The 13,156-nt window shown below is 73.8% G+C and carries 13 protein-coding genes and 1 pseudogene; 7 read left to right on the plus strand and 7 right to left on the minus strand.

Going from position 1 to position 13,156, the window contains the following annotated elements:
- Window positions 1-1,029: pseudogene (locus ETD96_RS29920) on the minus strand (hypothetical protein); the annotation flags it as partial.
- Between ETD96_RS29920 and ETD96_RS29925 the strand changes: the two are divergent.
- Window positions 1,019-1,201: a hypothetical protein gene (locus tag ETD96_RS29925; RefSeq protein ID WP_138639842.1), complete on the plus strand. Its 183-nt coding sequence runs from the start codon at window positions 1,019-1,021 to the stop codon at window positions 1,199-1,201. The pseudogene ETD96_RS29920 and the gene ETD96_RS29925 sit on opposite strands and share 11 nt — an antisense overlap.
- A 337-nt stretch (window positions 1,202-1,538) precedes the next feature.
- Window positions 1,539-2,231: a response regulator transcription factor gene (locus ETD96_RS29930; protein ID WP_205719515.1), complete on the plus strand. Its 693-nt coding sequence runs from the start codon at window positions 1,539-1,541 to the stop codon at window positions 2,229-2,231.
- 27 nt (window positions 2,232-2,258) lie between these two features.
- Here the strand turns inward: ETD96_RS29930 and ETD96_RS29935 are convergent, their stop codons facing one another.
- Window positions 2,259-2,459 (minus strand): hypothetical protein, encoded by a 201-nt coding sequence (locus ETD96_RS29935; protein ID WP_138639843.1) that lies wholly within the window; start codon window positions 2,457-2,459, stop codon window positions 2,259-2,261.
- A gap of 402 nt (window positions 2,460-2,861) precedes the next feature.
- Here ETD96_RS29935 and ETD96_RS29940 point away from each other — a divergent pair, with 402 nt between their 5' ends.
- Window positions 2,862-4,208: a sensor histidine kinase gene (locus ETD96_RS29940; protein WP_138639844.1), complete on the plus strand. Its 1,347-nt coding sequence runs from the start codon at window positions 2,862-2,864 to the stop codon at window positions 4,206-4,208.
- Window positions 4,209-4,470: 262 nt separating this feature from the next.
- Window positions 4,471-5,457, plus strand: a complete 987-nt coding sequence (locus ETD96_RS29945; RefSeq protein WP_138639845.1) for a lytic polysaccharide monooxygenase auxiliary activity family 9 protein — start codon at window positions 4,471-4,473, stop codon at window positions 5,455-5,457.
- Window positions 5,458-5,528: 71 nt separating this feature from the next.
- Here the strand turns inward: ETD96_RS29945 and ETD96_RS29950 are convergent, their stop codons facing one another.
- Both ETD96_RS29950 and ETD96_RS29955 read right to left on the minus strand, forming a co-directional pair.
- Window positions 5,529-6,458 carry an alpha/beta hydrolase gene (locus tag ETD96_RS29950; RefSeq protein WP_205719516.1) on the minus strand — a complete coding sequence of 310 codons (930 nt, stop codon included), beginning with the start codon at window positions 6,456-6,458 and terminating at the stop codon, window positions 5,529-5,531.
- A 7-nt stretch (window positions 6,459-6,465) separates the two neighbouring features.
- On the minus strand, window positions 6,466-7,242 hold the full coding sequence (locus tag ETD96_RS29955) for a glucose 1-dehydrogenase (RefSeq protein WP_240808323.1): 777 nt from the start codon (window positions 7,240-7,242) through the stop codon (window positions 6,466-6,468).
- Window positions 7,243-7,290: 48 nt separating this feature from the next.
- Between ETD96_RS29955 and ETD96_RS29960 the strand changes: the two genes are divergently transcribed.
- The gene (locus ETD96_RS29960) at window positions 7,291-7,893 is read left to right on the plus strand and encodes a PadR family transcriptional regulator (protein ID WP_138639847.1); all 603 of its coding nucleotides are present in this window, start codon (window positions 7,291-7,293) and stop codon (window positions 7,891-7,893) included.
- A 17-nt stretch (window positions 7,894-7,910) separates the two neighbouring features.
- On the opposite strand, the gene ETD96_RS29965 is transcribed toward ETD96_RS29960, so the two are convergent.
- Both ETD96_RS29965 and ETD96_RS29970 read right to left on the minus strand, forming a co-directional pair.
- Window positions 7,911-9,506: a FadD3 family acyl-CoA ligase gene (locus ETD96_RS29965; RefSeq protein WP_138639848.1), complete on the minus strand. Its 1,596-nt coding sequence runs from the start codon at window positions 9,504-9,506 to the stop codon at window positions 7,911-7,913.
- A gap of 163 nt (window positions 9,507-9,669) precedes the next feature.
- Window positions 9,670-10,257: a PadR family transcriptional regulator gene (locus tag ETD96_RS29970; protein WP_138639849.1), complete on the minus strand. Its 588-nt coding sequence runs from the start codon at window positions 10,255-10,257 to the stop codon at window positions 9,670-9,672.
- A gap of 93 nt (window positions 10,258-10,350) precedes the next feature.
- Here ETD96_RS29970 and ETD96_RS29975 point away from each other — a divergent pair, with 93 nt between their 5' ends.
- Both ETD96_RS29975 and ETD96_RS29980 read left to right on the plus strand, forming a co-directional pair.
- On the plus strand, window positions 10,351-11,481 hold the full coding sequence (locus ETD96_RS29975; protein WP_138639850.1) for an LLM class flavin-dependent oxidoreductase: 1,131 nt from the start codon (window positions 10,351-10,353) through the stop codon (window positions 11,479-11,481).
- Window positions 11,478-12,227, plus strand: coding sequence for a glucose 1-dehydrogenase (locus ETD96_RS29980; protein WP_138639851.1), 750 nt, complete (start codon window positions 11,478-11,480; stop codon window positions 12,225-12,227). The genes ETD96_RS29975 and ETD96_RS29980 overlap by 4 nt, the downstream gene beginning before the upstream one ends.
- A 64-nt stretch (window positions 12,228-12,291) precedes the next feature.
- On the opposite strand, the gene ETD96_RS29985 is transcribed toward ETD96_RS29980, so the two are convergent.
- Window positions 12,292-13,156 (minus strand): tyrosine-protein phosphatase (locus tag ETD96_RS29985; RefSeq protein WP_138639852.1); only part of this gene is annotated, 865 nt, incomplete at its 5' end.

Raw genomic sequence — 13,156 nt, forward strand, 5'->3', positions numbered from 1 at the left:
GGTTCCGGTTGGCGGGCGGCGGTGCAGGATCGAGACGGTTCCGTCCGGCTGTCCCGTTCCCTCCTGGCGGCCGGTCGTCTGCGGGCCGATCGCTCTGAGGTGCTGGACACCCTCGGCGGCCTCGGCTCCCCGCCGCTGGTCGGTGATGAACTGGTCGATGCTCCGGCGGGCCCGTTCGGCTTCCGTGCGGGCGGCGTCCCGTTCGGCGATCAGCATGCTCACCTTGCCCTGCAGTTCGCCGGCGAGCCGGGCCTGCTGGGCGGCCTCCGCCTGCTGTTCGGCCAGCGCGGTCCTGGTCTGGTCGAGGCGCTCGTGGGCGGAGCGGGTGCTCTCCAGCGCCCGGTCGCGCTGGAGCAGGGCGTCCTTGATCTGGTCGCGGGCGTCGCGGGCCTGCTGCTCGGCCTTGACGCGCGCGGTGTGCTCGGCCTGCGCCTCCGCGCGTGCCCGGCTCGCGTCCTGGAGGGCGGCGGCGCGCTCGGCCGTGATCTCGTCCGCGCGGAGGCGCTGCTGCCGCAGTTCGGCGGCCATCGTCGCGGCCTGGTCGCGGACGGCCTTCTCCGCGGCCTGCGCGGTGACGAGAGCGGCGCGCAGGTGCTTGGCCTCCTCCAGGCTCGACTGGAGCGAGCCGGTCAACTCGGTGACCTGGTCCGCCAGCTGCGCCCGGTCGCGGCGGGTCGCGGCCAGCGCGGCGTTGGTCTCCTCGGCGGTGCGGGCGAGTTGCCGGAGGTCGCCGCCGGCCCGTTCGTAGCGGGCGGTCAGCTCGTCGAGGCGGCCGTGCAGTTCGGCGTTCTGCGCCTCGGCGTCCTCCGCCCGCCGCCGCTGCGCGTCGGCGGCGCCGAGCGCCTCCCTGGCCTGGGACCGCGCCGTCTCGGTCGCCCGGTGGGCCTCCGCCTCGACCGCCGAGGTCTCGGCGCGGACCTGCGCGATCCGTGCCTCGACACCGGCGACCGTGAGCTCGCCGTCGAGCGCGGTGGCGAGCCGGGCCGCCGCGTCCTCCAGCCGTTCGACCAGGTCCCGGGTGACGGCCACCTTCCCGGTGAGTCCGGGGGCGCCGATCTCCCGGGCGCGCTGCTCCGCGGCGGCGGTCTCGCACGCCGACGGACCGGCGCCGCCGGAGCAGAAGCGCCGCGGGGGCCCGCCCGGCGCCTGGGGAACCGGCCGGCGGCAGAACCCGCACGGCCTCGCGGCGGACGCGTTCTGACGGTCCTCGGCGCCCCTGGCATCGACGTCGGGGCCTCCCGAGCTGGTTTCGATGACGACCTCCGGGCAACGGTCAACGAGCGCGTCGCGCCACGCCGAGAACAGAGAAACTTCTCCGGGCCCCCGGCTTCGGCGGGCGGTCTCCGGAGAATGCGGAATGGCGATGACGGTAGGCGCAAGCCCCTTAGAATCGCGTCAGCGTCCGCTTAACATCTGCTTAAGAGATGCCGCCCGCGAGGCTGTGACGAGGGCTGACGCGCCTAGCGGCCGTAACCCCGCCGTCCGCGTCGGACGTTTTGTGCGGGTGCAATGCCATCGGGACGGTTTATGGTTGGCGCGTGGTCAGTGTTTTGATGGTCGAAGACGACGAGCATGTGCGGAGAGCGCTCGTCCGGGAACTTTCCGCGCTCGGGCATTCCGTGCGGAGCGCGGGCCGGGCGCTGGACGCTCTGCGCGAGGTGACGTCCCATCCGCCCGAGGTGGTGGTGCTCGATCTCGGGCTCCCCGACCTGGACGGCGGCGAGGCGTTGAAGATGCTGCGGGCCGTCTCCGACGTGCCCGTCGTGGTGGCCACCGCCCGGGACGGCGAGCGGGAGATCATCCGGCTGCTCCAGTCGGGCGCCGACGACTACGTGGTCAAGCCCTTCTCCGCGGAGCACCTGCACGCGCGGCTGCTGGCGGTGCTGCGGCGGATGCGGACGCAGCCGCGCCGCGAGGCGCTGGTCGTCGGAGCGCTCCGGATCGACGTCGAGCGGCGCCAGGCCGTGCTGAACGGGGTGCCCCTGCAGTTGTCGCGGCGCGAGTTCGACCTGCTGGCCTTCCTGGCGGAGAACGCCGGCCGGGTGGTGCGGCGCCGTGACCTGCTGTCGGAGGTGTGGCAGCAGCCGTACGGGGACGACCAGACCATCGACGTGCACGTGTCGTGGCTGCGCCGCAAGCTCGGCGAGAGCGCGGCCTCGCCCCGGTACCTGCACACGGTGCGCGGTGTCGGGCTGATGCTCAGCGAACCCGCGGGAGTGGGCGTCGACTGACCGCGCGCGGCCTGGCGTCCGCGCGTGTCAGAACTCGCTCACCTGGACGATCGGGGGGTGGCCGTTCCAGACCGCGATCACGGTCGAGCCGTGCGTCCCGTCGGTCAGGTCCACCCGGATCCAGGTGGACGTCCGCCACACCTTCGTCTGGAACCCGGCCTTGGGAGTGGCCGAGACGAGGCGTGCCGTCTTGGCGTTCAGCGCGTAGACGACACGTCCCGACTTCACCACATAGGTCCGCGTTCTCTCCGCCGGCGACGCGGCGGGAGAAGAAGGGCGCACCGCCTGCTTTGACGGAGTGGGAGAGGGAGTGGACCGATCGCGCGTAGGAGGGACGACGGACGGCCCGGTATCGGATGCCGCGGGCGGAAGGGCGGGCGGCCGACCGGTCTCGACCGGAATTCCGGCGGCGAGATCGGGAGACTCCACGACCGTGCCGCGCAGGGCGTCCCCCACACCGGCCCAGCTGATCGCCATGCCCGTCGCGGTGACGGCGACCCAGACCGCAATGAAGCGAATCGGAACCCGCATACGTCGCATCGCTATTTATCAGCTCTCTATCAGACCAGTGCAATTAAAAGGGACACCGGCCGCCGGTGACGTGATGGTACAGAACAGGACGGGGTGGGGATGAGAGGGGCGCTGGCGCGGATCGCCACGGCCGTGACGGCGATGGTCGCGCTGTCGTTCGTGGTGCCGCTGGGCCTGCTGAACGGCCAGATGGCCCGCGACCGGGCCCTGAGCACGGCGGTGCGGCAGGCCGAGTCCCTCGTCCCGGCGCTGATGGTCACGACCGATCCGGCGGCGCTGAACGAGGCCGTCGGGTCGACCGCGGCCGGCGCCGCGGGGTCGATGGCCCTGCACCTGCCCACCGGGCCGCCGATCGGGGTCCCCCGCGCGACCGCCGACGACCTGCGCAGGGCCCGTGCGCAGCAGCGCTCCTTCGCCACCTCCGCGCGGGAGGGGACCATCGTGGTGCGCCCGGTCACGCTGGGCCCCGGCCGGCACGCGGTGATCGAGGTGTTCGTCCCGGACGCGGAGTTCGGCCGGGGCGTGCTGAAGTCCTGGCTGATCCTGGTGCTCGTGGCGCTGGCGCTGGTCCTGGTGTCGGTGGCCATGGCGGACCGGCTCGCCGTCCGCGTGGTCGAGGTCGCCGACCGGCTCGCGCAGGCGGTCACCCGGGTCGCCGGCGGCGACCTGACGACGCGGGTCGAACCCGCCGGCCCCGCCGAGCTGAGCGCGGCGGGCGAGGCGTTCAACCACATGGCCGACCAGCTCGCGCGGCTGCTGGCCGCCGAGCGCGAGGCCGCCGCCGACCTGTCGCACCGGCTCCGCACGCCCCTGACCGCGCTGCGGCTGAACCTCAGCGGCCTCGCCGCCAACCCCGCGGACCCGGTGCGGATGGCCCAGAGCCAGGACGCCCTCGGACGGCTGGAGCAGGCCGTCGACGAGATCATCGACGCCGCGCGGCGGCAGGACCGCGTCCCCGCGCGGTGCGACGCGGCGCAGGTCGTCCGGCAGCGGCTCGACTTCTGGTCGGCGCTGGCCGGCGACCAGGACCGCGCGCTCGACGTGCTCGTCCCGGACGACCCGGTGCCGGTCCCGGTGGCCGCCGCCGACCTCGCCGCGGCGGTCGACGCCCTGCTGGGCAACATCTTCCGGCACACCCCGCACGGCACCGCCTTCTCCGTCACCGTCCACCGCGGCCGGAACGCCGCCGGCCTGCTGTTCGGGGACGCGGGGCCGGGCATCGCCGAACCGGAGGCGGCGCTGCGGCGCGGGGCCAGCGGGGCGGGCTCCACCGGCCTCGGCCTGGACATCGCGCGCCGGCTCGCCGAGACGACCGGCGGTTCGCTGCGGATCGGCGCCTCTCCCCTGGGCGGGGCGCAGATCCAGGTGTGGCTGCGCACGGCCGAGAAGTCCGCGCCCCGCCGTTCGGGACGGTCGAGAAAGCATCGGGCCGGCCACCGCCGCTAGCCGGCCGGACACTGGGAAAAGGAACACGCCCGTCCTCGCAACAAGCAACATATCCCCCACGGCGCCACGGAATTCGAGTCACTCGGGAAAGTAGCCCCCTAAGCCCGATTTCCGCAAGTCCGAACGACACGGGCGACCATTTGCGCGGCGACGTTATATTTCGCTGATGCATCGCTTAAGAATGCCTGAAGAGGAGTTATGGACTGCCATTCGCGGCGGTAGCGTCTGCCCCCATCGAACAACACTTTCCGATGGGAGCCCGATGAAGACCTGCGCCGCGACCCTCCGTCGCGCCTCGACCGCCGCCGGAGTGACCGCCGTGCCCGTGGTGGCACTGGCGCTGGCAGCGCCGCCGGCGCTGGCCCACGGGTCGATGCAGTCGCCGGTGAGCCGGGTTTTCGCCTGCTACCAGCAGAATCCCGAATCGCCCGGTTCGGCGGCGTGCCGGGCCGCCGTGTCGGCGAGCGGGCGCCAGGCGTTCTACGACTGGAACGGCGTCCGGCTGGGCGACGCGGCCGGGCGGCACCGGCAGGTCATCCCCGACGGCCGGCTGTGCAGTGCGGGCGTCCCCGCCTTCCGCGGGCTGGACCTCCCCCGGGCCGACTGGCCCGCCACGGAACTGGCGGCGGGCACCGCCCGCACGCTCCGCTACAAGGTGACGGCACCCCACCGGGGAACGTTCCAGCTCTACGTCACGAAGGACGGCTACGATCCCCGCAAGCGGCTCACCTGGGCGGACTTGGAGAGCAAGCCGTTCCTGACCAAGAGCGACCCGGCGGTCGCCGACGGAACCTACCTGCTGCGGGGCCGGCTGCCCGCCGGGAAGAAGGGCCGCCATCTCATCTACGCCATCTGGCAGCGCAGCGACAGCCCGGAGGCGTTCTACTCCTGCTCCGACGTCGTCTTCGGCGGGAAGGGCACCGCGGCGGCCCCCGGCGCCTCCACCCGCTCCAAGCCCGCGACCGGCTCCGCCTCCGGGACCCCCTCGACGCGCCCGTCCGACCCCGCCGCGAAGCTCGGGGCCGACAAGCCGGCTCCCGCCCCGGCCGGCGCACCCGCCGTCCACGACCACCATCGGGCAACCCCGGCCACCACCGTGAAGTCCGCACCGGCGGCGGAGAACTCGTCCGATGGGGACGGGAGCGTCCCCGGCATCGCCATGATCACCGGAACGATCGGGCTCACTCTGGGCGGAGCCGCGGGTCTCCTGCTCACCGGACGCCGCTTCTGGCGCCGCGACTACCGATGACAAGGGCGCGGCGGGGGCTCGCGCACCGCCCACGCGACGAACCCGCCGCCCGACCCGGACGTTCGGCGCCGTCAGGTGAGTGCGTCGCGCAGGGCGGAGGCGGCCAGTTCTCGTGCGCGGGCGGCGGCGGGGAGGGCGTGGTCGAGTCCGTAGAAGCCGTGGAAGGTTCCGGGGAATCGATGCGCCCGCACGGGCACTCCGGCCTCCGACAGCCGTGCGGCGTACGCTTCGCCCTCGTCGCGCAGCGGGTCGCATTCGGCGGTGATGACGCAGGCCGGCGGCAGCCCGGACAGGTCGGCGGCGCGGAGCGGGGACGCGCGGTGGTGCAGGCCGTGCGAGGGGTGGGGCAGGTACTGCTGCCAGTACCAGCGCATGGCCGCCGCGGTGAGGAAGCCGCCCTCCGCGTGCTGCCGGTAGGACGCGGTGTCCTGTGCCGCGTCGGTCACCGGATAGATCAGGAGTTGGAAGGCGATCGGCGGGCCGGCGGCGTCGCGGGCGTCCAGGCAGGTCACCGCGGCCAGTGCCCCGCCCGCGCTGTCCCCGGCCACCGCCAGCCGCTCCGGGTCGCCGCCGAACGCGGCCGCGTTCGCGCGGGCCCATGTCACGGCGGTGCGGGCGTCGTCGGCCGCGGCGGGGAAGCGGTGCTCGGGCGCGAGGCGGTAGTCGACGGAGATCACGATCGCGCCGGTGTCGGCGGCCAGCGCCCGGCACGGCCGGTCGTGGGTGTCCAGCCCGCACAGGGTGAAGCCCCCGCCGTGGAAGAAGACCACGACGGGAGCGGGCGCCGGTGCGTGCGGCCAGTAGATCCGGACGGGCAGCCGATGGGGGCCGGGCAGCAGGAGGTCCTCCGTCGCGGCGACCGGGAGGGGGTCCAGGTCCGGCCGCGGGGCGGCCGCCAGGATCCGCCGGGCCTGCGCCGCGTCGGTCACCCGGGTGCCGAGCTCGGGGAATCCGGCCGTCATCGCGGCCGCGATGACGGCCGCGCGGGGGTCGAGGGCCACGGCGTCCTCAGCCGCCCGCGTTCGCCATCATGACGACCTCGCCGGCGGTCCAGCCGCCGTCCACGGCCAGTTCGGCGCCGGTGACGTACCGGGCGGCGTCGGAGATCAGGAAGGACACCGCCTCGCCGATCTCCCGGGGTTCGCCCACCCGGCCGAGCGCGGCGAGCGGGAAGTTGCCCTCGCCGAGCTCGGCGCCGTGCTCGGCGGTCATCGGCGTGTACGTCATCCCCGGATGCACCGAGTTGACGCGGATCCGGTAGCGGCCCAGCTCGACCGCCGCGATCTTGGTCAGGCCGCGCACGCCCCACTTGGACGCCCCGTAGCCCGAGGTCAGCGGGAGCGCGGTCAGCCCGGCGGCCGAGGAGATGTTGACGATGGAGCCGCCGCCGGCCGCCCTCATCGGCTCGATGACCGCCTTCAGGCCGAGGAACACCCCGGTCAGGTTGATCCTGACGACCCGCTCGAAGTACTCCAGGGTCTCGTTCTCCAGCAGGGAGTTGGAGGCTATCCCGGCGTTGTTGACCAGGCCGTCGATCCGGTCGTAATTGTCCAGGGCGGCGTCGGTGACGGCCCGCCAGCCGTCCGGATCGGTCACGTCGTGCCGGACGAACAGGCCGCCGATCTCCGCGGCGGTCGCGGCGCCCGCGTCCTCCAGCAGGTCCGTCACGACGAGCCGCGCGCCGTCCGCGGCCATGCGCGCGGCGGCCGCCGCGCCGAGGCCGCGGGCGCCGCCCGTGACGATCACGACCTTGTCCTTGAGCTGCGACTCGCGGGAGTCGGGCACCCGGGCCTCCTTGTGTCGAAGGGGATCGATCATGGTTACGCTGGGCTCATGGTGAGCTCCCCCGAACCGCCCGCCGCCCGGCTGCCCGCCACCGCGTGGGCGGTGCTCGGCATCCTGTCGTTCGGCGCGGAGCTGACCGGCTACGAAGTGCGCAAATGGGTCGGGCACATCCTCCGGTTCTTCTACTGGAGCCCGGCCATGAGCCAGATCTATACCGAGCTCAAGCGGCTGGAAACCCTCCGGTACGCCGCGTCGCGGACGGTCACCGCCGAGGACGGCCGGTCCCGCCGCCTCTACCGGATCACCGAGGAGGGGCGCGAGGCCCTCGGGGGCTGGGCAGCGGGCGCTCCGGTCGAGCCGCCGGTGCTCAAGCACGGGCCGATGCTGCGGGTCTGGCTGGGGCATCTGGCGACGGCGGGCCGGCTGCGGCACATCGTGACCGAGCACCGGGACGCCGCGCAGCGGCTGGCCGCCGAGGCGGAGAGCTCCCGGGAGACCGCCGCGGGTGATCCCGCCTGGGCGTATCCGGAGCTGGTGGCGCGCTGGGCGACCCGCTACCACGGCATGGAGCGCGACCTGGCGGAGCAGATGCTGGCCGACCTGGACGCCCTCGCCGCGTCCGGGCGCACGGCGGGCCCCGGGCCGCGCTGACCCGCGCGCACCCGGCCTCACAGCAGCTTCCGGAGCTCGTGCTTGGCGACCTTGCCGCCGGCGTTGCGGGGCAGGGTGCTCAGGACGCGGAAGTGGCGTGGCACCTTGAAGTTGGCGAGCCGTCCGCGGAGCCAATCGCTCAGCCGGTCGGCGTCGATCTCGGCCCGGGTGACCAGGAAGGCCGCGCCGACCTCGCCCAGCCGGGCGTCGGGAACCCCGACCACGGCGGCGTCCACCACCGCGGGGTGCTTCACCAGGACGTTCTCGATCTCGGCGGGGTAGGCGTTGAAGCCGCCCACCACGAACATGTCCTTGATGCGGCCGGTGACGGTGAGGTAGCCGCGTTCGTCGAGTGACCCGACGTCGCCGGTGTGCAGCCACCCGTCGGCGTCGATGGCCCGGGCGGTGGCCTCCGGGTCGTCGAGGTATCCGCGCATCACGTTGTAGCCGCGCACGCAGATCTCGCCCGCCGCGCCGGGGGGCTGCTCCCGTCCGGACGGGTCCACGATCCGGATCCGCGTGCCGGGCAGGGCGGGGCCGGTGGTGCGCGCGACCGTCTCGGCGTCGGCGTGCACCGGGCAGACGGAGACGACGCCGCACGACTCGCTCAGCCCGTAGGCGGTGAACACGTCGGGGATGCCGAGGTCGCGGCGGATGCGGCGGATCAGGTCGACGGGGATGTCGGCCGCGCCGGTGCCCGCCAGGCGCACCCGGTGCGGCGGCCGGCCGGGCAGTTCCAGCAGCGAGGTGAAGAGCGTCGGGGGGCCCATCAGCACGGTGACGCGTTCGGCGGCGAGGCGTTCGGCCGCCCGCCGCGCGTCGAAGACCGGCTCAGGCAGCATCGTGGTGCCGTTGAGCAGGCACGCGAGCACGCCGGCCTTGTATCCGAAGGTGTGGAAGAACGGGTTGACCAGCAGGTAGCGGTCACCGGGCCGCAGGGTGGCCACTCCGCTCCAGGCGGCGAAGACCCGGAGCGTCTGCCCGTGGGTCGCCATGGCGCCCTTCGGCCGCCCCGTCGTGCCGGAGGTGAAGACGATGTCGCAGACGTCGTCGGCGCGGACGGCGGCGGCCCTGTCCCGGGCGGTCTCCGCGCTCACCGCCGCGCCGCCGGCGAGGAAGCCGGCCCAGTCGGACTGGGGCGGGCCCGCCGAGGGGGCGCCGGGCGTCCCCGACAGCAGCACGACGCGCCGGAGGTCGGGGAGGTCGGCGCCGGACGCGGCGAGCATCGCGGGGTAGTCGTTGCCGAGGAAGCCGCGCACGGTGAACAGGGTGCTCGCGCGGCTGCGGCGCAGGATGTCGGCGGCCTCGGGCCCCCGGTACCGGGTGTTGAGCGGGACGAGGACGGCGCCCGCGCCGACCAGGCCGAGCGCGCCGGCGATCCATTCGAGGCCGTTGGGCGCCCAGATCGCCGCCCGGTCGCCCGGCTCGATCCCGCCGGCGATGGCGGCCCGGGTCACCGCCTCGATCTCGGCGTGCAGGCGGCGGAACGTCCAGCGGACCGTGCCCCGCTCCGTCTCGGCCACCACCGCCTCCCGGTCGCCGTGGACGCGCGCGGCGTGCCGGACGAGTGCGGGGACGGTGTCGGGGACGGGGTCGGGCGCGTCTGCCTGCATCGGCTGCTCCTTCGGGCCGTGCCGCGGGGGCGGCGCCCTGACATGGAACCACACCATGCTCCTAATAGGAATATTCCTAACCGAAGTATTTAGGAGCGCAGCGCTCAGCCAGGGCAAGGCACGCGAGGGAGGCGGGGTCGGACGCGGGGGCCCGGTGGCGCGGTCAGCGCGCGGCGGGCGCGTCGCCCCGCCGGTCGGCGAGTTCGTCGAGGTCGGCGAGCATCTGGTCGACGAGGTCGCGCTCGGCCGCGTAGTAGCGCGCCGACCACCGCAGGACCAGCTCGGGGTAGGCCCACTCGGCCACCGTCGCGGCGCCCGCGGCGTCCGCCTCGGCATGGCGGCTCATCTTGTCGGCGTAGTCGCGGTGCTGCTCCAGCACCTCGCGAAGGCGGTCGGGCTCCATCACGTGGCCGAGCCAGACCCGCAGCATCACGCCGTGCTTGAGGACGGGCGGCTCGACCGGCGACTCCCGCGCCCAGCGGGCGACCGCGGCCATCCCGTCCTCGGTGATCGCGTAGACGCGCTTGCCGCGCGTGCTCTCGGTCAGCTCGACCCGGGACGTGGCGTAGCCGACCTTCTCCAGCCGCTTCAGCTCGCCGTAGATCTGGCTGAACGACGGGCTCCAGTAGAAGAACTTCAGGCTCCAGTCGGCCCATTTCTTCAGGTCGTAGCCCGACAGCTCCTCCCCGAACGACAGCAGGCCGAGCACGGCCCAGCTCGTCGGGGGAAGTTTCGGGGGCTCGTCGCTCACCCGGCCAGCCTACCGCCGCACTGCCGGACCGGCATGTGGCGCGACGCCAATATGTCTGTTAGAAATATTCCTATTCGGAATACAGGAGGACCGATGGACTTCTCGATGATCTTCGAGGCCCAGCTCACCGACCCCACCCCCGAGCGCGAGCGGCGGCTCCTGCTGGACAGCGTCGAGCAGGCCGTCTACGGCGAGGAGATGGGCTTCGACCGCGTCTGGGCCGTCGAGCACCACGGGCTGGAGCGCTACGCCCACATGACGGCCTCGGAGATCTTCCTGACCTGGGTCGCCGCGCGGACGTCCCGGATCCGGATCGGGCACGGCGTGGTCTGCATGCCGTTCAAGTACAACCACCCCGTCCGGGTCGCCGAGCGCGCCGGCATGCTGGACACGCTGTCGGGCGGCCGCCTGGACCTCGGCGGCGGACGCGGCTCCACCCGCATGGAGATGGGCATGTACGGGGTCGACCCGTCCGACACCTATCCGCAGCTGGAGGAGTCCCTGCGCTTCCTGGCCGGCGCCTGGCGCGCCGACCAGGTGGACTGGCACACCGATCTGCTGGACGTCGGGCCCGCCAAGATCCTCCCGCGTCCGGTCCAGACACCGCACCCGCCGCTGTACATGGCGTGCAGCAAGCGCGACACCGTCGAGCTCGCCGCGGAACTCGGCGTCGGCGCGCTGGTCATGGGCTTCGCCGGGCCCGAGGAGGTCAAGACGATGTACGACCTCTACCAGCGGACGATCGAGACCCGCGGCGGCGACCGGCTCGTCTCCACCGAGACCAACGACCGGTTCGTGGCGCTGTGCCCCACCATCGTGCTGGACGACGGGGACCGGGCGCTCCGGATCGGCGCGCGCGGCCAGCGCTTCTTCGCCGAGGCCATCGCGCACTGGTACGGCAACGGCCCCGCGCCGAGCGAGGACACCGAGGACGACGACAACATCGCCGCGCTCGCCCGCGACAAGGAGGCGCTGGTCGCCAAGCTCAGCGAGGCGAACATCCCGGCCCGGCCGCAGGACACCGGCGCCTTCAACGCCGAGCACGCCTACGGCACCGCCGACTACGCCATCGAGTACGTGCAGCGGCTCGCCGACATCGGCGTCGACGAGATCATGTGCCTGATCCAGATGGGCACCGTGCCGCAGGAGGCCTGCCTGGAGACGATCCGGCAGTGGGGCGAGAAGGTGATCCCGCACTTCCGCGCGGAGGGCGGGCGGGCGTGAGCGGCGGTCCGGTCCGGCTCGACGGCAAGACGGCGATCATCACGGGGGCAGCGCGCGGGCAGGGCGCGGCCGAGGCGCGGATGTTCGCCGCGGCCGGAGCCCGCGTGGTCGTCGCCGACGTGCTGGAGGAGGAGGGGCGGGCGGTCGCGGCGGCGATCGGCCGCGCGGCCGTGTTCGTCCGGCACGGCGTGACGTCGCAGGAGGACTGGGACCGGGCGGTCCGCACCGCGCACGAGGCGTTCGGCGGCGTGGACGTGCTGGTCAACAATGCCGGGATCTGGAGCACCGCGCCCGTGGAGGAGGAGACGCGCGCCCGGTTCGAGAAGATGCTCCAGGTCAACCTGGTGGGGCCGTTCCTGGGCGTGCGGGCCGTCGCGCCCGCCATGCGCGCCCGCGGGGGCGGCTCGATCGTCAACGTCTCCTCCACCGCCGGGCTGCGCGGCCTTCCCGGGCACTCCGCCTACGGCGCGAGCAAGTTCGGGCTCCGCGGGCTGACCCGGTCGGCGGCGCTCGACCTGGCGGCCGACGGCATCCGGGTCAACTCGGTCCACCCCGGCATGGTGGACACGCCCATGATCGCCGAGATGGGCGTCGCGCGGGGACCGGGCGGAGCGCCGCGCGTCCCGCTCGGCCGCACCGGCGTCCCCGAGGACGTCGCGAGCCTGGTGCTCTTCCTCGCCTCGGACGCCGCGGCCTACATCACCGGCACCGAACTGGCCGTCGACGGCGGGCTCACCACGCGGTGAGGGCCGCCGGGCGAAAGACCCCGGCGGCCCCGACCCCGGCCCCGTCAGACCAGGCCAGACCAGGTCAGCGGGTGAGCAGCCCGCGCCACAGCCGCGCGCGGGTCCCACCGTCCAGGCCGAGCCCGACCCGCAGGTAGCGGTCGACCGACCCGTAGGAGCGCCGCACCTGGTCGAGCGCGGCGTCGAGGTAAGCGGGACGGACCTCATGGACGGGGATCAGCAGATCGGGATCCCGCATGTATCCGCCGGCCTTCAGCCCCTCTCTCGTCCTGGCGTCGGCGGCGGCCCGGTACTGGTTCGACAGCAGGAAGTCCCGCCGGGCCGTGGCCTCGGGGACGCCCAGCGAGCGCAGCAGCAAGTAGCCGAGCCATCCGGTCCGGTCCTTGCCGCTCGTGCAGTGGAAGACCATGGGCCTGGACGGCGCGTCGGCCAGCTCGCGCAGCGTCCCGCCGAACGCCGCCCGGGACTCCGGGTCGGTGACGAAGCTGCGGTAGAGCGTCCGCATGATCTCCTCACCGCGCCCCGCGCCGAGGACGGCCTGCTGCCTGGCCGGGTCCTTGGAGCCGATGGCCGCGGTCACGGCCGCGTACATCCCGGTGTCGCCGATCGGGCGGCGGGTGACGGCGAGGTCGGCGGGCAGCCGGTCCGGGCCGTCCTGCGCGACCTCCAGGGGGGTGCGGAGATCGACGACCCGCTGGACGCCCAAGCCCGCGAACGTCGCGAGGCCGGCGTCGGTGAGGTGGTTGAGCGCCTCGGCCCGGTACACCAGACCGGCCGCGACGCGGGCGCCGGAGAACGTCCGGTAGCCGCCGAGGTCGCGGAAGTTGACCGTGCCCTCGACATCGATGCGGCCGACCGGGCGGTCCGGTAGGCCGTGCGCGGACGGCGGGGCCGGCACCGTCGACGACGAAGGTGTGCAGCAGTTTCCC

Source organism: Actinomadura geliboluensis (assembly GCF_005889745.1).
GTDB lineage: Bacteria > Actinomycetota > Actinomycetes > Streptosporangiales > Streptosporangiaceae > Spirillospora > Spirillospora geliboluensis.